The following is a 17,569-nucleotide window of genomic DNA, read 5'->3' on the forward strand; positions in this document are numbered from 1 at the left end:
GAATGTTCAAGGCGTCCTCGCGCAGCTAGACTGTCGGGCTGCACTCAACTCAACTGCCCGCCCGACCTGGACGCCTGATGAACTTCCGTACCCTTCTGATTCTCGGTGCCCTGACCGCTTTCGGTCCGTTGGCGATCGACTTCTATCTGCCCGCGTTTCCCACCATGGCGCTGGCGTTCGGCACCGACGAGAAACACGTCCAGCTGACGCTGTCGGCTTACTTCTTCGGCCTGTCCATCGGTCAACTGGCATACGGGCCGTTGGCGGATCGCTTCGGCCGGCGGATTCCGTTGCTGATCGGTCTGACGCTGTTCACGCTGGCGTCAGTGGCCTGCGCCTATGCGCCGAATCTGGAGTGGCTCATCGCGGCACGGCTGGTGCAGGCGCTGGGCGGTTGTGCGGGGATGGTGATTGCCCGGGCGGTGGTCAGCGACAAGTGCGACGCGGTGGGTTCGGCGAAAGTGTTCTCGCAGCTGATGCTGGTGATGGGGTTGGCACCGATTCTGGCGCCGATGCTCGGCGGCCTGCTGGTCAACACCACGGGGTGGCAGTCGATTTTCCTGGTGCTGACCGGATTCAGTGCCTTGGCCGGACTGGCCGTGGCCCTCGGCCTGCCGGAAAGTCTGCCGGCGCATGTTCCGCGCCAGCCGTTGTCCGGTGCCCTGCGTCAGTACGGTCGGCTACTGGCGGATCCGGTCTACATGGGCCATGCCCTGACCGGCGGTATCGCCATCGCCGGGATGTTTGCCTACATCGCCGGTTCCCCTTTCATATTCATCAAACTGTACGGCGTGCCGGCCGAGCATTTCGGCTGGCTGTTCGGCACCAACGCGGCCGGGTTCATTCTGGTCGCACAAGTCAATGCGCGCCTGCTGGCCAAGCGCGGTCCGGCCTTTCTGCTGTCACGGGCGGTCTGGGTTTACCTGGGTGCCGGGCTGACGCTGCTCGCGGTCAGCGCCTTGCACACCGAGTCCCTGTGGCCACTGCTGATTCCTTTGTTCATTTGCGTTGCCAGCCTTGGCTGCATCAGCCCCAATGCGGCGGCGTGTGCGATGAACGGGCAGGGCGGTCGCGCCGGCAGTGCTTCAGCGTTGCTCGGTAGCCTGCAGTTCAGCGTCGCTGCCGGGGCCTCGGCGCTGGTGGGGATCCTGCACGATGGCACCGCCGTGCCGATGGCCATGGTCATCAGCCTGTGTGGTTTGCTGGTGGTGTGCGCAGCGATGCTCACCCGGCGCATCCAGAATGCCCGGGCGCTGGCAAAGGCGCAGGCTGAAAACTGAAACGAAAGCCTCAGCCGACAGCGCGCTGCTGGCCGGGATCGGGAATCTGATGGGGCGCGTGCAGACGCGCTTCGAGGGTGCGGGTGAAGGCCAGCGCTTCGGCCTCACTGCGGAAGGTCACGGCGTGCTGGTCGAGACGAACTTGCCACTGGGACTTTGCCACTTCTTTTATCAGGATCTTCATTGCTGACCTCCCGTACGTAAAAGATTGCATCGCAGAGGTTTCGATTGTAGTCCTGAATACGATCGCAATTGTGACAAGGGTCAAGCATCTGACTGACGGCAAAAAAGCGCCGCAGCCCCCGAGCCAGACATTTTTGGCGCTGGCGAAGGCTGCGGTCTTACGGGTTTTAGAAACCTTCTAAAACAATTTTCCCCTTGGCCTTGCCGCTTTCCAGCAATTCATGGGCGCGGCGCAGGTTGCTCGCGTTGATCGTGCCGAAGTGCTCGCCGACCGTGGTTTTCAAGGTGCCGCTGTCGATCAGCCCGGCCACTCGATTGAGCAGTTTGTGCTGCTCGATCATGTCCGGCGTTTCGAACAGCGAGCGGGTGTACATGAACTCCCAGTGCAGCGACAGGCTCTTGCGCTTGAGTTTGGTTACGTCCAGCGCTTTCGGATCGTCGATCAGCGCCAGTTTGCCTTGCGGCGCCAGAGCCTCGACCAGTTGGTCCAGGTGCTGTTCGGTCTGGGTCAGGCTGGCGACGTGGGTCACGTGGGCCACACCGGCGCGTTTCAGTTCTTCGCTCAACGGCTGGCTGTGATCGATCACCACGTCGGCGCCCAGCTCGGTCACCCAGTCGCGAGTCTCCGGGCGGGAGGCGGTGCCGATGACCTTGAGTCCGGTCAACTGGCTGGCCAGTTGGGTGAGGATCGAACCGACGCCGCCAGCCGCGCCGACGATCAGCAGGCCCTGGCCTTCGTCAGTGTTGCCTTCGCGAATCTGCAGACGTTCGAACAACAATTCCCACGCCGTAATGGCGGTCAGCGGCAAGGCGGCAGCTTCGGCGAAGCCGAGGGTTTTCGGCATGTGGCCGACAATCCGCTCATCGACAACGTGCAATTCGCTGTTGCCACCGGCCCGGGCAATGGAGCCGGCGTAGAACACCTTGTCGCCGGCCTTGAACAGGGTCACTTCACTTCCGACGGCCTTGACCACACCGGCCACGTCCCAGCCCAGTACCTTGGCGGCGCCGCCTTCCGGCGCGACGTTCTGGCGAACCTTGGTGTCGACCGGGTTGACCGAAATCGCTTTGACTTCCACCAGCAGGTCGCGGGGGCCGGCTACCGGTTCTGGCAGTTCGATGTCTTGCAGGGATTTTTCGTCGCTGATCGGGAGCGAGGCGTAATAGGCGATGGCTTTCATGGAGAACTCCGAAAGTGAATTAAGGAAGGTTTCAGGCGATGACGCGCAGGCGCTTGAGTTCGAAGTGTTCGAGGAACGCCTCGGCCTGGCTGCGGAAATGCTGGATATGCGCGCTGGCATCGTGGGCTTGCAGGGCTTCGTCGCTGGCCCACTGTTCGATCATGTAGAAGGCCAGTGGATTGGCCAGGTCCTGATGCAGTTCGTACTGACCGCAACCCGCTTCGGCGCGGGTCGGTTCGATCAGGGCGCGCAGGTGCTGTTCGAGAGCGTCCTGCTGGCCAGGTCGGGCGATCAGGGTGGCAATAGCGGTGAAAGGCTGGGACATGTTCGACTCCGGGACGGGATGAATTCGATGGAAGGCATGATTGGCTATTTCTGCCCGAGATAAAACCGGCTAAAAGAGCAGTCTCTTTCAATGTTTTTTTGATAATCGAGGCTGAGGATGCTGCGTTTCGATGACTTGCAGTTGTTTGTCCGGGCGGCGGATCTGGGCAGCCTGTCGGCGGCGGCTCGGGTGATGGACCTGTCCGCCGCGGTGGCCAGTGCCGCGCTCAAGCGGATCGAGCAGCAACTGGGCGCGCGCCTGTTGGCACGCTCCACCCGCAGTCTGCGGCTGACGGCCGAAGGTGAAGGGTTTCTCGAATACGCCCGCGCTGCGTTGAGCAACCTGGATGAGGGGCGCCGCCTGCTGGCCAGCGGGCAGGACCAGGTCAGCGGCATTCTGCAACTGTCGGCGCCTTCGGACTTCGGTCGCAACCTGCTGTTGCCGTGGCTCGATGAATTTCAACGCGAACATCCGAAGCTGACGGTGCGACTGCTGCTGGGTGACCGCATCGCCGACCTGTTTCGCCAGCCGGTGGACATCGCCTTGCGCTACGGCGAGCCGGAGGATTCGAGTCTGGTGGCATTGCCGATTGCCCCGCACAACCGACGGGTACTGTGCGCTTCGCCGCTCTACCTGGCGCGGCACGGCGAGCCGCTGCATCTGGAACAGCTCGCGCAGCACAACTGCCTGCTGTACATGCTCGGTGGCCGGGTGCATGACCACTGGAGTTTTCATGATGGCAAGCGCGAGGTCAGCCTGACCGTCAGTGGCGATCGCTTCAGTGATGATGCCGATGTGGTGCGTCTGTGGGCGGTGGCTGGCGCGGGGATCGCCTATAAGTCGTGGCTTGATGTGGCCGGTGATGTACTGGCGGGGCGACTGAAAGTGCTGTTGCCGGAGCTGCTCTGTGAACGCGCTCCGCTGAATCTGCTGTGCGCCCATCGCGCACAATTGAGTAAGCCAGTGAACCTTCTGAGGGAAATGCTCGCCAGTCGTTGCGCTGAATTGAGTAGCCGATTTCCCGTTTTCTTGGAGACCGATCATTAGTCGCAGGTAAATAGCGAAATTTCTCTCAGGAACAATCACCAGCCACGGCCACTCCGGCGCAGGACGCAGCGAGCAACCCGCTTATACTAGCGACCGCCTGAAGCCCGCACCGACAGGCCGGCAAGAGAACGATCAGACCGGAACCGGCGGGGCAGGAACGAGGGTCGCGACAGTACTGCGGTTTCCTCGCTGCGGCGCGCAAAGTGCCTCGGCTCAAGGCACTTTGCGCGTCTTGGCCGACGACTGATTACTGGTCAAGATGTCTATGAGCAGTAGACGATACGATTCAACAGGGAGTGAATACATGGAACATGCACCTTGCATCAGCCAGATCGCCACGTTGCTGGCCGATCCCAAACGCAGCGCAATGATGTGGGCGTTGATGGATGGCTCGGCGCGGCAGACCGAGGAGCTGGCGTTGCTGGCCGGGCTTTCGCCTTCGTCAGCCAGTGCGCATCTGGGGCGCTTGTCCGCTGGCGGTCTGTTGAAGGTCGAGGCGCGCGGACGCAAACGCTTCTTTCGTCTGGCGGCTCCTGAAATCGGTGCGGCCATCGAGGCGCTGGCCAGTGCCACCCTGGCCAGCGCCCCGCGAGAAATCCCCGACGTGTTCAAGCGTGCCTCGCCGGTCGTCAGACCCCAGGCCGCGCCGTCGTCACTGCTGCGCGCGCGGTTTTGCGACGACCATCTCGGGGGCACGCTGGCCGCCGATCTGTACCAGCGGCTGCTTGACGCCGGCTGGATCGAGCAGCTTGAAAACCGGGTGGTCGTGACGCACAAAGGCTCGACACAACTGGCCGGGCGCGGCGTTTACATCCAGGCCCTGGCTCACCGCAACGCCCAGGTGGCGTGTGCCTGCCCGGACTGGAGCGAGCGTCGTCCGCACATGGGAGGCTCGCTGGGGGCGGCGTTGTTGCAGCTGTTCATGCAGTCGGGCTGGCTGGTGCTGCCCAAGGACTCCCGTGCTTTGCAACTGACGGCGGCGGGCCAGCGGGAAATTCATCGATTTGCCTGTGAAACCGAGCTGGAAATGGCGTTATAGAGCGCTTTCTTCCACGGATGTACTCCTGAACGTCGCCAACGGCTGCGAACAAGTCGCATCTGGCACAGGCGCGCAACCGCTATCGCGCACACTCGATCCGGGGACTTTTCGGATTGAGGAGGTGGCATGGACACGGGAAACTACAGCGCGGCAGATCGACTGGAGCGCCTGCCAGTCAGCGGTTATCACCGGATCATCTTCATCATCATCGCCCTGGCGTTTTTCTTCGACTCCATGGATCTGGCGATGATGACCTTCCTGCTCGGTTCGATCAAAGCCGAGTTCGGCCTGAGCAGCGCCGAGGCTGGTCTGCTGGCCAGTTCGAGCTTTTTCGGCATGGTGCTGGGGGCGTCGCTGTCCGGGATGCTGGCTGATCGATTCGGCCGAAAACCGGTGTTCCAGTGGAGCATCGTCCTGTGGGGGCTGGCCAGTTACCTGTGCTCCACGGCGCAGACGGTCGAAAGCCTGACGCTGTTTCGCATCCTGCTGGGAATCGGCATGGGCATGGAGTTTCCGATTGCTCAGTCGATGTTGTCGGAGTTGATCCCCGCCCAGCGTCGGGGTCGCTATATCGCCTTGATGGACGGTTTCTGGCCGCTGGGTTTTGTCGCGGCGGGCGTGCTGTCGTATTTCCTGCTGCCGTTGATTGGCTGGCGCGACATCTTTCTGGTACTGGCGCTGCCGGCGGTGTTCGTGCTGGCGATCCGCTTTTTCATTCCCGAGTCGCCGCGCTGGTTGGAACAGGCCGGCAAACATGACGCAGCGGACAAGGTTTTGTGCGGCATCGAGGCGCGGGTACGGGCATCGCTGGGCGGTGCTGCATTGCCGGCGCCGGTTCGTCTGCCACGTAGCGTGACCCCGCCGGGCCATTTCCTTTCGGCGCTCAAACAGATCTGGTCTCCACTGTATCGCCGGCGTACGACGATGATCTGGAGCCTTTGGTTCTTCGCGCTGCTCGGCTTCTACGGCCTGACCTCCTGGCTCAGCGCGCTGCTGCAACAGTCGGGTTTCGCCGTGACTCAGTCGGTGTATTACACGGTGCTGATTTCCCTCGGCGGGATTCCCGGGTTTCTGATGGCGGCGTGGCTGGTCGAGCGCTGGGGACGCAAGCCGGTGTGCATTGTCACGCTACTCGGCGGCGGGGTGATGGCGTTTCTGTACGGGCAGAGCGCAGTGTTCGGCGGCAACGTGGCGCTGCTGATCGGCACGGGGCTGTTGATGCAGTTTTTCCTGTTCGGCATGTGGGCGGTGCTCTACACCTACACGCCGGAACTGTACCCGACCTCGGCGCGGGCGACGGGCTCGGGGTTCGCCTCGGCCATCGGGCGCGTGGGTTCGCTGCTCGGGCCGTTGGTCACCGGGCTGGTGTTCCCGATCACCGGGCAGGGCGGGGTATTTGCGCTGGGAGCGCTGTGCTTTGCGATTGCGGCGGGGGTGGTGTGGCTGTTCGGGATGGAGACCCGGGGCAAGACGCTGGAAGAGCTGACTGAAACCGAGATGCTCAGCTAAATACAGCACCCTGTGGGAGCGGGCTTGCCCGCGATGGCGGACCGTCAGTCAACATTGATGTTGGAAGTGATGGCCTCATCGCGGGCAAGCCCGCTCCCACAGTTTTTGTATTGCTCTTTATGGTTTTACCAGGCGCGCATCCAGGCTGTTCTGCGCCAGACGCTTGGCCTGATCCTGAGTCATGCCCAGGTGGGTGTGCAGCGCATGGAAGTTCTCGGTCACGTAGCCACCGAAGTACGCCGGGTCATCGGAGTTCACCGTGACTTTCACGCCGCGCTCGAGCATGTCGAGGATGTTGTGCTGGGACATGTGATCGAACACGCAGAGCTTGGTGTTCGACAGCGGGCACACGGTCAGCGGGATCTGCTCGTCGATGATCCGCTGCATCAGGCGCTCGTCTTCGATGGCGCGCACGCCGTGGTCGATACGCTGGATTTTCAGCAGGTCGATGGCTTCCCAGATGTATTCCGGCGGGCCTTCTTCACCGGCGTGGGCAACGGTCAGGAAACCTTCGTGGCGGGCACGATCGAACACGCGTTGGAATTTGCTCGGCGGGTGACCCATCTCGGAGCTGTCCAGACCTACGGCGACAAATGCATCACGGAACGGCAGTGCCTGGTCTAGGGTTTTCTGTGCTTCGTCTTCGCTCAGGTGGCGCAGGAAACTCAGGATCAAACCGCTGGTGATTCCCAGTTGCTGCTCGCCATCCTTCAGCGCGGCGGCGATGCCGTTGAGCACCACTTCGAACGGGATGCCACGGTCGGTGTGGGTCTGCGGATCGAAGAACGGTTCGGTGTGAATCACGTTCTGCTCTTTGCAGCGCAGCAGGTAGGCCCAGGTCAGGTCGTAGAAGTCCTGGGAGGTGCGCAGCACGTCGGCGCCCTGGTAATACAGGTCGAGGAATTCCTGCAAATTGTTGAAGGCGTAAGCCTTGCGCAGGGTTTCGACGTCGCTCCACGGCAGGGCGATCTTGTTGCGCTCGGCCAGGGCGAACAACAGCTCGGGCTCCAGCGAACCTTCGAGGTGCAGGTGCAGTTCAGCCTTGGGCAGGGCGTTGAGCCAGTCGTACATATTCTTTTCTCATCAGGTGCAATGGCGGGCATTCTACAGATGCCCGCCGAAACAATTGGCAAAACCTGACCAACCGATCCATCACACCGCTTCCTGCTCCCGTCGATAGGCGTAGGTATCGGCGAAGCGCGACAGCAGGAATTCGGCGCAGGTGGTGGTCGGATATTTCGCAGGATGCTGTGCGTCCTGGCAACCGGGCAGGCACTCGATACGGGTGTCCGGGTGCGGTTCGGCGAAGAACGGCATCGAGTAGCGATCCACCCCGAGAGGGCTGATCACCCGGTGCGGGGTCGAGCGATAACGGTCGTTGCTCCAGCGGGCCATCATGTCGCCGAGGTTGACCACGAAGGTGCCGTCGATGGGCGGTGCGTCGATCCACTGGCCGTTGACGTTCTTCACCTGCAGGCCGCCGGCGCTGTCCTGATACAGCAGCGTGATGCAGCCGTAATCGGTGTGCGCGCCGGCACCTTGTTGTTCGGCGGAACTGGCGGTGTGGCGCGGTGGGTAATGGATCATCCGCAGCACGCTGACCGGTTCGTTGAAGCGTGTATCGAAGAAGTCGCGCTCGATGCCCAGCGCTAACGTCATGGCCCGCAACAGGGTTTGCGCCAGGGCCTGCATGTCGAGGTAGTGCTGCTCCATCAGCGGCTCCCAGCCAGGGATGGCCGGATGACGGTTGGGGCCACGTAACGGTTTTCCTGCCAGCACCTCGGGATGATCGGCCGGCAGGTGCAGGCCCATGTCGAAGGTTTCCTTGAGATCGCTGGGTTTGTCCGGGTCGAGCTGTTCGGTGGCGATGGCGCCGTAGCCGCGATGATGGACGGTCTGGGTGATGTCGATCTTGAGTTTTTCCGCGCTCGGCAGCGCGAAGAAGTGCCGGGCGTGATCGAGCAGGGATTCGATGCGCTGCGCAGAAATCGGGTGACCCTTGATGTAGAAAAATCCCCATTCGCGGCAAGCGTGGTCGATCTGTTCGGCGACGGCCGGCCAGGCGTTCTGGTCGTCGGAGTAGAGCGGCGAGATGTCGATGATCGGGAGTTGGTTCATTTCGAATGCTCGTTAGCGACCGCTCCCATGCAGAGGAGCGGTCAGGGGCAGGTGGATTACTTCGGCATCTCGGCCTTCATGCCTTCGACGTAGTAATTCATCGACGCCAGTTCGGCGTTGGTGGCGCTGACCCCCGCCGGGATTTTCTCGACGCCGGCCTGATCCTTGATCGGCCCGGTGAACGGTTGCAGGGCGCCGCTCTTGATGTCGGCGATGATCTGCTCGGCTTCGGCCTTCACCGGTGCCGGCACCAGGTCGCTGATCGGCAGTTCGACCGTGCCTTCCTTCAATCCGCCCCAGTAGTCCTGGGATTTCCAGTTGTGGTCGATCACGCTCTGGGTCGCTTGAATGTAGTGCGGCGCCCAGTCGTTGACGATCGAGGTCAGCACCGCTTTCGGCCCGAAGTGCGCCATGTCCGAAGCGTAGCCCACGGCGTACACGCCGCGTCGCTCGGCGGCCTGGATCGGCGCCGGGCTGTCGGTGTGCTGGAACACCACGTCCACGCCCTGATCGATCAGCGCGTTGGCCGCGTCGGCCTCCTTGCCCGGGTCGAACCACGAGTTGACCCACACCACTTTGATTTCGGTGCCGGGGTTGTACTTGTTCAAGGCCAGTTGAATGGCGTTGATGTCGCGGATCACTTCGGGGATCGGGAACGAGGCGACGTAGCCGATTTTTTTGCTCTTGGTCATCTTCGCCGCGAGGAAACCACCGACGTAACGGCCCTCGTAGGTGCGCGCCAGATAGGTCCCGAGATTCTTGTCCTGCTTGTAGCCCGTGGCATGTTCGAAGGTCACTTTGGGAAACTGTTTGGCGACTTTCACCGTCGGGTTCATGTAGCCGAAAGAGGTGGTGAAGATCAGGTCGTAATTGTCCTTGGCCATGTTGCGGATCACCCGCTCGGCGTCGGCGCCTTCGGCGACGTTTTCCACGTAATTGGTGGTGATCTGCGTGCCGAGTTTTTCCGCCAGCGCCTTGCGCCCCTGTTCATGCTGATACGTCCAGCCGTGGTCGCCGATGGGGCCGATGTAGACGAAGCCGACTTTCAGTGGATCGGCGGCACTGGCGCTCAGGCTGAGGCCAAGGCCCATGGCGATGCACAGCAGTGTTTGCAGTGGACGTTTTTGCATGAACGCGAACTCCCTTTTGTTGTGTGTGAGGAGGGCAATGCAAAAGGCTGACCAAGCGGACAACAATCTGGCTTGAAACCGAGGCGCGCCCATCGCGGGCAAGCCCGCTCCCACAAAAGCACCGCGACCCCTGTGGGAGCGGGCTTGCTCGCGAAGAGGCCGTAAAGTCCAATAAAAGTGCAGGCGTAGATAAAGCTGCCATCCACTGGTGCGCTAAGGTGTAACGAAACGTTAGCGCCGCCCCGCAGTCAGTAGCTCATTCGCACTCTTCGGCAAAAAGGCCCGTCATGTTCACCATCCTCAAGCAAGAAAGCTTTCTGCTGCTGGCCCTGATCGCCGCCCTTGTCGCGTATCCGCTGGAGCACTGGCTGCTGCATAGCGGCCAGTTTGTCGCGCTGACGGCCGGGCTGGTGCTGATCGCCTTCATCGTCGCCGCCTCGATGCGCGTTGCCCATCAGGCTGAACTGCTCGCGGAAAAAGTCGGCGATCCGTACGGCACGATGATCCTGACCCTTGCCGCCGTGCTGGTGGAAGTGGTGATCCTGGCGATCATGATGAGCAACGAAGCCTCGCCGACATTGGTGCGCGACACGATCTATTCGGCGGTGATGCTCGACATCAACGGCATTCTCGGCCTCGCCGCGCTGATGGGCGGGATCAAGCATGGCGAGCAGTCCTACAACGACGATTCGGCCCGCAGTTACAGCGTGATGATTCTCACCGCCATGGGCGTGTCGATGGTGGTGCCGGAGTTCATTCCCGAGGCCAACTGGAAAATCTATTCGGCCTTCACCATCGGCGCGATGGTGGTGCTTTATGCGTTGTTCCTGCGCATGCAGGTCGGGCCGCACAGTTACTTTTTCAGCTACAGCTACCCGGACAAACGCCGCAAGAAAGAGCCGGTGGAACAAGAGCCGAAACCGGTCAGCCTGGCACTGTCGATCGGCATTCTGGTGTTCGGTGTGGTGGTGATCGGCGCACTGGCCGAGGTGATGTCCAAGACCCTCGATCTGGGCCTGGAAGGGACGGGCGCACCACCGGTGATCACGGCGATTCTGGTGGCAGCGATTTCCGCGGCGCCGGAGATTCTGACCGCGTTGCGCGCGGCGTTGGCCAACCGTATGCAGTCGGTGGTCAACATTGCGATGGGCGCTTCGTTGTCGACGGTGATCCTGACGGTGCCGGTGATGGAGGCGATGGCGCTCTATACGGGGCAGCCGTTTCAGATGGCGATGACCCCGGTGCAGACGGTGATGATCTTTATCACGCTGATCGTCAGCGCGATCAACCTCAATGACGGGGAGACCAATGCCATCGAGGGCATGACCCACTTTGTGCTGTTTGCGACGTTCATCATGCTGTCGTTGCTTGGTCTCTGAGCCGATCACAAAACCAAATGTGGGAGATTCTATGTTGCAGGGGAACCCTGCAACCTTAAATTCGGTTGGTATTCGCTCTGGTTTTTCATGAGGGCGAATGCCACCCGGCAAAGCTTGCGGGCGAGGATGACCAAGGCTTGGGTTCTGGCTAGACCTCTTGCCAGATAGGACTCATAGAACGGTTTCCAGACAGGGGACCGACAAGCTGCCATAGCTGCATTGTGTGCAAGACGCCGTAATTCCCCGTCACCTTTTTTGCTCAAGTGGCGAGGACTGTGTTTCTTACCTGAGTCTTTTGCCTTCAAGTCCATTCCCAGAAAGGCGATGAACGCATCGGCGCTGGCGAACTCACCTCGCATGTATGTAGTTGCCAGGCCCGTTGCCGTGAGTTCACCAACTCCTTCAATCGCTTTGCAGCGTCTGATGTTTTCACTAATTCCGGCTTCTTGGCTGACTTTACGAAGCAACTCCTGAATGGCCTGATCCAGCTGTTTGAAATGCTTCAACCCATCGGCCAAAAGATCTTCAAGAAGAGGTTCGGTTGACCAGCTCAGCTTGATACTGACTCGGACCTTCATCAGCTGTGCACGCTTGTTAAGCAGACTTTTCAACACTGTGTAGTGCCGCGGTGGTGGGTTCCAGACCCGCAGCCGATGCTGTTCACTGGTTAGATAACGCGCCAGAAGACGTGCATCACAAGGGTCGGTTTTTGCACGCTGACCGATGCTTTCGCGGTAATGGCTCACCCGGTAAGGGTCCACGATGTAAACCCGATGCCCCATACCATGGGCCAGTTCGGCCGTGTCCAGGTGGTAGAGATTAGTGGCTTCCAGGGCGATTGAGCTTTGGGCGGGCAGGGTCTTCAGCCAATGACCTACAGATGTGCGGTCGTTGTTGATGGCCTGGATGATTTTCAGATCTTCGCGATAAACGACGATTTCGGCCTTGGCCACATCGACACCAATCACCGTTGGCGAGGTAAGGATTGTCATGACGAATCCTCGGAGCTAGGGTTTAAGAGCTTGTCGGGGTCTACCGTAGCGCTGGCTTGCCTCTATCGTCGGTTTTACCGATGAATTCCTTATCGGCGCTTTAGGTAGAAAGGGCGGGACGAGAAGTCTCCCACGGTCCGTACTGGCTAGAGTCGGAATCGAGCTTTTAGTCCCGCCCACCCCTTCAAGTCTAAACATACAAGCGGGCTTGCTCCCACATTCAGACTTCCGCTTGGATCAGTTACCGGCAATCAACTGCCGAGCCGCCTGGCTGTGATCGGCAATCAGGCCTTTGAGATCCAGCCCTTCAACCTGCCCGTCAACCACACGCCATTTGCCGCCGACCATCACCCGATCCGCCCGGTCCGCGCCGCACAGCAGCAACGCCGAAATCGGGTCATGGCTGCCGGAGAAGCGCAGTTCATCGAGCTTGAACAACGCCAGATCCGCCTGCTTGCCGACCGCCAGTTCACCGATGTCGGTGCGACCCAGCAGGCTCGCCGAACCCTTGGTCGCCCAGCCCAGCACACGTTCCGGAGTGATCTTCTCGGCGCCGTAACGCAAGCGCTGGATGTACAGGGCCTGACGCGCTTCGAGGATCATGTTCGACGCATCGTTGGACGCCGAGCCATCCACGCCGAGACCGAACAACGCGCCGGCATCGGTCAGTTCGATGCTCGGGCAGATGCCGGACGCCAGACGCATGTTCGAGCTCGGGCAATGACAGATACCGGTGCCCGCCGCGCCGAGACGGGCGATTTCGTCCGGGTTGAAATGGATGCCGTGGGCCAGCCACGTGCGCGGGCCGAGCCAGCCGACGCTGTCCAGATAATCCACCGTGCGCAGGCCGAAGCGTTGCAGGCAGAAGTCTTCTTCGTCGAGGGTTTCGGCGAGGTGAGTGTGCAAGCGCACATCGAGTTTGTTCGCCAGTTCGGCGCTGGCGGACATGATTTCCGGGGTCACCGAGAACGGCGAGCACGGCGCCAGAGCGATCTGGATCTGCGCGCCGTCGCCACGTTCGTGGTACTCGTGGATCAGGCGCTGACTGTCGTCGAGAATCACTTGGCCTTCCTGCACGGTCTGCTGCGGAGGCAGGCCGCCGTCCTTCTCGCCGAGGCTCATCGAACCACGGGTGAGCATGGCGCGCATGCCCAGTTCGCGCACGGTTTCGACTTGCACGTCGATGGCGTTTTCCAGGCCATCCGGGAACAGGTAGTGATGGTCGGCGGCGGTGGTGCAACCCGACAACAGCAACTCGGCCAGCGCAACTTTGCTGGCGAGGGCGAGTTTTTCCGGCGTCAGGCGCGCCCAGACCGGGTACAGGGTTTTCAGCCACGGAAACAACGGCTGATTGACCACCGGCGCCCAGGCACGGGTCAGGGTCTGATAGAAGTGGTGATGGGTGTTGATCAGGCCCGGCAGGATCACGTGTTCACGGGCGTCGAACACTTCGTTGCATGGGGTCGATGGCTGCTGGCCGGCGCCGAGCACTTCGGTGATCACACCGTCTTGCAGGACCAGACCGCCACGGGCATCGAGACCGTTGGCCGTGAAAATGGCGAGGGGATTTTTTAACCAGATACGGGTCGCAGGCATTGTGGCCGGCTCCTCTGAAAGTTGGGTTCAGGGTTGCCAGCTCAGTGTTGCCCTGTCTGCTGATCCAGGGTCGCCGCGAAGGACGAGGTGCGGAGTTTCGAACAAAATGTTGCGACGGGCAAGCCCAACCCGACCAGACACCGGGATAACCCTGTGGGGTGAGCCCCCACAGGGTCCAGTGATTACCAGGGAATGGTTTCACCCTTGTAGTTCACGAAGTGATGGCCGCCCTTGCCGGCGAACGCATCCACCTGATCCACGAGGCCACGGGTGCTGGTCTCCACGTCGATGTCGGCACCTTCGCCGCCCATGTCGGTTTTCACCCAGCCCGGATGCAGCGACAGCACCGTGAGTTTCTGCTCGCCCAACTGCGTGACGAAGCTGTTGGTCATCGAGTTCAGCGCCGCTTTGCTGGCCTTGTACAGCGCCAGTTCCGGCGCGTCGGGCATGGTCACGCTGCCGAGCACCGAACTCATGAACGCCAGCACGCCGCTGCCGTCGCGGATCTGCCCGACAAAGCGCTGGGCCAGATTGATCGGTGCCACCGCGTTGGTGAAGAACAACTGGCCGACTTCCGCCAGCGTCGCGCCGCCCGGGGTCTGCACTTCGGGGCCTTTGACCCCGGCGTTGACGAACAGCAGGTCGAAGGTCTCGCCCTTGAGCTTCTGGCTCAGGGCGATCACCGCTTGCTGGTCGTCCATGTCGAGTTTTTCGATTTGCACGTTGCCCAGTGCTTCGAGAGCCTCGGCGTTGGAAGGATTGCGAACCGTGGCGGTGACTTGCCAGCCGTCGGCCAGCAGGGTTTTCACCAGTCCCAGGCCCAGGCCCCGGGAGGCGCCGATGATCAGTGCGTGCTTGGCAGGATTAAGTGCGGACATGACGGGCTTTCCTTGAAAGTTGAAAGATCACGGGTTCAATGGACAGCGTTGACCGAGCCGATGCTGCAATTCGAGGCGCAGCTCGCCGAGTTCGGCCATGCGGGTTTCGACCAGCTTGAGTTTGTCTTGCAGCAGTTGCGTGACGGTGGTGTCAGGATTTGGCGATTGCCACAGCGCGCCAACGCTGCTGCCGATCTCGCCGAGGGTAAAGCCCAGACGCTGCGCCGTTTTGATGTAGAGCACCAATTGCACCATCTCCGGCGGATAGTCGCGATAACCGTTGGCGCTGCGTTGCGCCGCGATCAATCCGCGCTCCTCGTAAAAACGCAGCGTGTCACGGCTGACATCGCAGGCCTGGGCCAACTCACCGATGCGCATCTTGCAGGTCTCGAAAGTGTTTGACCCTGGAGCATACTCCAGGCTTTACCGTGGTTGCTCCCTGAATTTTTGGAGCAAGGATGATGTGGACTTCAACGCAGTATCGGCAGGTGGTGCGCGGCAGCGCCTGGTATGACTTGATCGTGACGGCGGCGTTTGTCACGCCGTGGAGTTTTGCTGTGTTGCACGGGTTGCTGACGGCGCTGAGTCAGGCGCTGGAGCTGCCCGGCGAGCTGCCGCCGTTCGAACCTGCGCATCTGTTGATAGCCAATTTGTTCGGTTCGGTGGTGTGCATGTGGGCGGTGCTGCGGATTCGTGATCCGCAGCCGGTTTATGGGCGCTATGACGCGGTGACGCGGTTTCTGTTCGCCGCGTGGATGACGTATGCCCTGGCCCACGGCGCCAATTCGTTGGTGGTGGGATTCCTGGTTCTCGAAATGGCGTGGGGCATCGCTCAGGCGTTGCCGGTCCGGCCGCTGTCGCGAGCCGTAGCGGCTTAGTGCCCGGCCTGCCACGGCTGCCCCAGTGATACCGGCGCGTACAACCGTGTACGCAGCGCATCCCGCGACAACAACACCAGCACCAGAATCGTCGCGACATACGGCAGCATCGCCAGCAGACTCGAAGGAATCGCCAGCCCCAGCCCCTGCGCCACCAGGTGCAGGATGCTGGCGAGTCCGAACAGATACGCACCGAGCAGCAAGCGCCACACTCGCCAACTGGCGAACACCACCAGCGCCAGCGCAATCCAGCCGCGTCCGGCGGTCATGTTCTCGGCCCACATCGGCGTGTAAGCCAGCGACAGATAAGCGCCGGCCAGTCCGGCCATCGCTCCGCCGAACAGCACCGCCAGTGTGCGTACGGTCAGCACCGGCAAGCCCATGGCACTGGCCGCATCCGGGTTCTCACCGACCGCTTGAATGATCAGCCCGACACGGCTTTTCACGATCACCCACGCCACCAGCGCAAACAGTACGAACGACAGGTACACCAGCAGATCCTGGGCAAACAGCATGCGGCCGATCAACGGGATTTCGCTCAGGTAGGGAATCGCCAGCGGCTCGAATCCCGCCAGCGGTTTGCCGACCCACGCCGCGCCGACAAAGGTCGACAGGCCGACGCCAAAAATTGTCAGCGCCAGCCCGGTCGCCACCTGATTGGCGTTGAACACCAGCGCCACCAGAGCAAACAGCGACGACAGCAACATCCCGGCGAGCATCGCCAGCACCACGCCGAGCCACAGGTTGCCGCTGTTGAACGCGACGATGAAACCGATCACCGCGCCAAACAGCATCATGCCTTCCTGGCCGAGGTTGAGTACGCCGCTCTTCTCGCAGATCAATTCACCCAACGCCACCAGCAGCAGTGGCGTACCGCAGCGCACCATGGCGTAGAAAATATTGCTCAACAGATCGATATCCATCACAGCGCTCCGGCGGCTACGGCGGTGGTAGAAGTGCGCCGCACCCAGCGCAGGTTCAGGCGTGGCCGATAGAGGATCAGCACGTCACAGGCCAGCAGGAAAAACAGCATCATTCCCTGGAACAGCTGAGTGATCGCCTGCGGCAGATTCAGTGTCATCTGCGCGCTCTCTCCGCCGATGTACAGCAGTGCCATCAACAGGCTGGAAAACAGAATGCCGATAGGATTGAGCCTGCCGAGAAATGCCACGGTGATCGCCGCGTAGCCGTAGCCCGGCGAGACCTGCGGCACCAGTTGGCCGATCGGTCCGGTGACTTCGCAGACACCGGCCAGTCCCGCCAATCCTCCGCTGATCAGCAGTGCGAGCCAGATCAGACGCTTCTCGCGAAACCCGACAAATCCTGCTGCACGCTTGTCCAGCCCCAGCACCTTGATCTGGAAACCGACGAAGCTTTTCTGCAGCAACACCCACACCGCGACCAGCGCGAGCAAGGCGAAATACACGCCGATGTGTGCCCGACCCTCCTCCATTAACAGCGGCAGGCGGCTGGCGTCGCTGAACATTGCCGATTCGGGAAAATTGAATCCGGCCGGATCCTTCAGCGGCCCGTGTACGCAGAACAGCAACAGGTTCAGCGCGATGTAGTTGAGCATGATGCTGGTGAGGATTTCGTTGGCGTTGAAGCGGGTACGCAACCAGGCGGTGAGCCCGGCCCAGGCGGCGCCGGCGAACGTGCCGGTCAGCAGGATCAGCACCAGCGCCCAGCGGCTTTGCATGTCGATGATGTTCACCGCCAGCGCACTGCCGGCCAGCGCGCCGAGCAGCAACTGGCCTTCGGCACCGATGTTCCAGATCCGCGCCTGATAGGCCACCGCGAGGCCCAGTGCACACAGCAGAATCGGCAGGGTTTTGACCAGCAGCTCGGAGACGCCATACAGGTCGCTGACCGGGGCGATCAATAACGTGTGCAGGGTTTTCAGCGGGTCGTGACCGAGGGCGATGAACAGCAACGATCCGCAGACCAGCGTCAGCACCGCCGCCAGCACCGGCGAGCACCACAGCATCAGCCGTGATTGCCGGCCACGGGGTTCGAGGGAAAGCAACATGGGAA

General features: G+C 61.4%; 18 protein-coding genes. 6 read left to right on the forward strand and 12 right to left on the reverse strand.

The features are described from left to right. The first annotated feature begins 77 nt into the window (after positions 1–77). Positions 78–1,280 (forward strand): multidrug effflux MFS transporter, encoded by a 1,203-nt coding sequence (locus tag K3819_RS03335; RefSeq protein WP_064593273.1) that lies wholly within the window; start codon positions 78–80, stop codon positions 1,278–1,280. 10 nt (positions 1,281–1,290) lie between these two features. On the opposite strand, the gene K3819_RS03340 is transcribed toward K3819_RS03335, so the two are convergent. From K3819_RS03340 to K3819_RS03350, 3 genes are all read right to left on the reverse strand, one after another. Then, complete coding sequence (locus K3819_RS03340; protein ID WP_166742328.1) at positions 1,291–1,464, reverse strand: hypothetical protein; 174 nt, start codon at positions 1,462–1,464, stop codon at positions 1,291–1,293. Positions 1,465–1,630: 166 nt separating this feature from the next. After that, a complete protein-coding gene (locus tag K3819_RS03345) occupies positions 1,631–2,644 on the reverse strand; it encodes a zinc-binding alcohol dehydrogenase family protein (protein WP_221398626.1) in 1,014 nt (337 codons plus the stop codon). Positions 2,645–2,675: 31 nt separating this feature from the next. Further along, the gene (locus K3819_RS03350; protein ID WP_011332308.1) at positions 2,676–2,969 is read right to left on the reverse strand and encodes a putative quinol monooxygenase; all 294 of its coding nucleotides are present in this window, start codon (positions 2,967–2,969) and stop codon (positions 2,676–2,678) included. 117 nt (positions 2,970–3,086) lie between these two features. Here K3819_RS03350 and K3819_RS03355 point away from each other — a divergent pair, with 117 nt between their 5' ends. The 3 genes from K3819_RS03355 (at position 3,087) to K3819_RS03365 (ending at position 6,564) form a co-directional block, all read left to right on the forward strand. After that, positions 3,087–4,016 carry a LysR family transcriptional regulator gene (locus K3819_RS03355; RefSeq protein WP_085613573.1) on the forward strand — a complete coding sequence of 310 codons (930 nt, stop codon included), beginning with the start codon at positions 3,087–3,089 and terminating at the stop codon, positions 4,014–4,016. A 304-nt stretch (positions 4,017–4,320) separates the two neighbouring features. Continuing rightward, positions 4,321–5,055, forward strand: coding sequence for a helix-turn-helix transcriptional regulator (locus K3819_RS03360; protein WP_064593276.1), 735 nt, complete (start codon positions 4,321–4,323; stop codon positions 5,053–5,055). A 126-nt stretch (positions 5,056–5,181) separates the two neighbouring features. Beyond that, positions 5,182–6,564, forward strand: coding sequence for an MFS transporter (locus K3819_RS03365; RefSeq protein ID WP_221398627.1), 1,383 nt, complete (start codon positions 5,182–5,184; stop codon positions 6,562–6,564). 117 nt (positions 6,565–6,681) lie between these two features. On the opposite strand, the gene K3819_RS03370 is transcribed toward K3819_RS03365, so the two are convergent. From K3819_RS03370 to K3819_RS03380, 3 genes are all read right to left on the reverse strand, one after another. Further along, entirely contained in the window at positions 6,682–7,635 is a 954-nt protein-coding gene (locus K3819_RS03370) for an adenosine deaminase (protein WP_007958502.1), read from the reverse strand. Positions 7,636–7,716: 81 nt separating this feature from the next. Beyond that, a complete protein-coding gene (locus tag K3819_RS03375; RefSeq protein ID WP_221398628.1) occupies positions 7,717–8,682 on the reverse strand; it encodes a 2-oxoglutarate and iron-dependent oxygenase domain-containing protein in 966 nt (321 codons plus the stop codon). 56 nt (positions 8,683–8,738) lie between these two features. Beyond that, complete coding sequence (locus tag K3819_RS03380; protein ID WP_064593279.1) at positions 8,739–9,812, reverse strand: BMP family ABC transporter substrate-binding protein; 1,074 nt, start codon at positions 9,810–9,812, stop codon at positions 8,739–8,741. A 287-nt stretch (positions 9,813–10,099) separates the two neighbouring features. Between K3819_RS03380 and K3819_RS03385 the strand changes: the two genes are divergently transcribed. Continuing rightward, positions 10,100–11,191: a calcium:proton antiporter gene (locus K3819_RS03385; RefSeq protein WP_221398629.1), complete on the forward strand. Its 1,092-nt coding sequence runs from the start codon at positions 10,100–10,102 to the stop codon at positions 11,189–11,191. A 29-nt stretch (positions 11,192–11,220) separates the two neighbouring features. On the opposite strand, the gene K3819_RS03390 is transcribed toward K3819_RS03385, so the two are convergent. The 4 genes from K3819_RS03390 to K3819_RS03405 all read right to left on the reverse strand — a co-directional run bounded on the left by K3819_RS03390 (position 11,221) and on the right by K3819_RS03405 (position 15,035). Further along, complete coding sequence (locus K3819_RS03390) at positions 11,221–12,183, reverse strand: transposase (RefSeq protein ID WP_221397423.1); 963 nt, start codon at positions 12,181–12,183, stop codon at positions 11,221–11,223. A gap of 237 nt (positions 12,184–12,420) precedes the next feature. Next, positions 12,421–13,779 (reverse strand): 8-oxoguanine deaminase, encoded by a 1,359-nt coding sequence (locus K3819_RS03395; RefSeq protein ID WP_085613576.1) that lies wholly within the window; start codon positions 13,777–13,779, stop codon positions 12,421–12,423. A 182-nt stretch (positions 13,780–13,961) separates the two neighbouring features. Further along, positions 13,962–14,657 (reverse strand): SDR family oxidoreductase, encoded by a 696-nt coding sequence (locus K3819_RS03400; protein ID WP_011332317.1) that lies wholly within the window; start codon positions 14,655–14,657, stop codon positions 13,962–13,964. Positions 14,658–14,684: 27 nt separating this feature from the next. Beyond that, positions 14,685–15,035: a MerR family transcriptional regulator gene (locus K3819_RS03405; RefSeq protein ID WP_074689712.1), complete on the reverse strand. Its 351-nt coding sequence runs from the start codon at positions 15,033–15,035 to the stop codon at positions 14,685–14,687. Between the two features lie 83 nt (positions 15,036–15,118). Here K3819_RS03405 and K3819_RS03410 point away from each other — a divergent pair, with 83 nt between their 5' ends. Beyond that, a complete protein-coding gene (locus tag K3819_RS03410; RefSeq protein ID WP_221398630.1) occupies positions 15,119–15,535 on the forward strand; it encodes a hypothetical protein in 417 nt (138 codons plus the stop codon). Here the strand turns inward: K3819_RS03410 and K3819_RS03415 are convergent. Together K3819_RS03415 and K3819_RS03420 are read right to left on the reverse strand one after the other, a co-directional pair. Beyond that, a complete protein-coding gene (locus K3819_RS03415) occupies positions 15,532–16,458 on the reverse strand; it encodes an ABC transporter permease (protein WP_085613578.1) in 927 nt (308 codons plus the stop codon). The genes K3819_RS03410 and K3819_RS03415 overlap by 4 nt on opposite strands. Continuing rightward, a complete protein-coding gene (locus K3819_RS03420) occupies positions 16,458–17,564 on the reverse strand; it encodes an ABC transporter permease (protein ID WP_221398631.1) in 1,107 nt (368 codons plus the stop codon). The genes K3819_RS03415 and K3819_RS03420 overlap by 1 nt, the downstream gene beginning before the upstream one ends. Positions 17,565–17,569: the final 5 nt, after the last annotated feature.

This window comes from Pseudomonas sp. 3-2 (assembly GCF_019710535.1).
Taxonomy (GTDB): Bacteria; Pseudomonadota; Gammaproteobacteria; order Pseudomonadales; family Pseudomonadaceae; genus Aquipseudomonas; species Aquipseudomonas pharyngis.

Bases quoted from the DNA above. Each gene is read 5' to 3' on its own strand.
- K3819_RS03385 (WP_221398629.1), top strand. From the start codon at position 10,100: ATGTTCACCATCCTCAAGCAAGAAAGCTTTCTGCTGCTGGCCCTGATC.
- K3819_RS03340 (WP_166742328.1), bottom strand. From the start codon at position 1,464: ATGAAGATCCTGATAAAAGAAGTGGCAAAGTCCCAGTGGCAAGTTCGT.
- K3819_RS03370 (WP_007958502.1), bottom strand. From the start codon at position 7,635: ATGTACGACTGGCTCAACGCCCTGCCCAAGGCTGAACTGCACCTGCAC.
- K3819_RS03355 (WP_085613573.1), top strand. From the start codon at position 3,087: ATGCTGCGTTTCGATGACTTGCAGTTGTTTGTCCGGGCGGCGGATCTG.
- K3819_RS03400 (WP_011332317.1), bottom strand. From the start codon at position 14,657: ATGTCCGCACTTAATCCTGCCAAGCACGCACTGATCATCGGCGCCTCC.
- K3819_RS03415 (WP_085613578.1), bottom strand. From the start codon at position 16,458: ATGGATATCGATCTGTTGAGCAATATTTTCTACGCCATGGTGCGCTGC.
- K3819_RS03405 (WP_074689712.1), bottom strand. From the start codon at position 15,035: ATGCGCATCGGTGAGTTGGCCCAGGCCTGCGATGTCAGCCGTGACACG.
- K3819_RS03420 (WP_221398631.1), bottom strand. From the start codon at position 17,564: ATGTTGCTTTCCCTCGAACCCCGTGGCCGGCAATCACGGCTGATGCTG.
- K3819_RS03365 (WP_221398627.1), top strand. From the start codon at position 5,182: ATGGACACGGGAAACTACAGCGCGGCAGATCGACTGGAGCGCCTGCCA.
- K3819_RS03410 (WP_221398630.1), top strand. From the start codon at position 15,119: ATGTGGACTTCAACGCAGTATCGGCAGGTGGTGCGCGGCAGCGCCTGG.
- K3819_RS03390 (WP_221397423.1), bottom strand. From the start codon at position 12,183: ATGACAATCCTTACCTCGCCAACGGTGATTGGTGTCGATGTGGCCAAG.
- K3819_RS03360 (WP_064593276.1), top strand. From the start codon at position 4,321: ATGGAACATGCACCTTGCATCAGCCAGATCGCCACGTTGCTGGCCGAT.
- K3819_RS03375 (WP_221398628.1), bottom strand. From the start codon at position 8,682: ATGAACCAACTCCCGATCATCGACATCTCGCCGCTCTACTCCGACGAC.
- K3819_RS03345 (WP_221398626.1), bottom strand. From the start codon at position 2,644: ATGAAAGCCATCGCCTATTACGCCTCGCTCCCGATCAGCGACGAAAAA.
- K3819_RS03335 (WP_064593273.1), top strand. From the start codon at position 78: ATGAACTTCCGTACCCTTCTGATTCTCGGTGCCCTGACCGCTTTCGGT.
- K3819_RS03395 (WP_085613576.1), bottom strand. From the start codon at position 13,779: ATGCCTGCGACCCGTATCTGGTTAAAAAATCCCCTCGCCATTTTCACG.
- K3819_RS03380 (WP_064593279.1), bottom strand. From the start codon at position 9,812: ATGCAAAAACGTCCACTGCAAACACTGCTGTGCATCGCCATGGGCCTT.
- K3819_RS03350 (WP_011332308.1), bottom strand. From the start codon at position 2,969: ATGTCCCAGCCTTTCACCGCTATTGCCACCCTGATCGCCCGACCTGGC.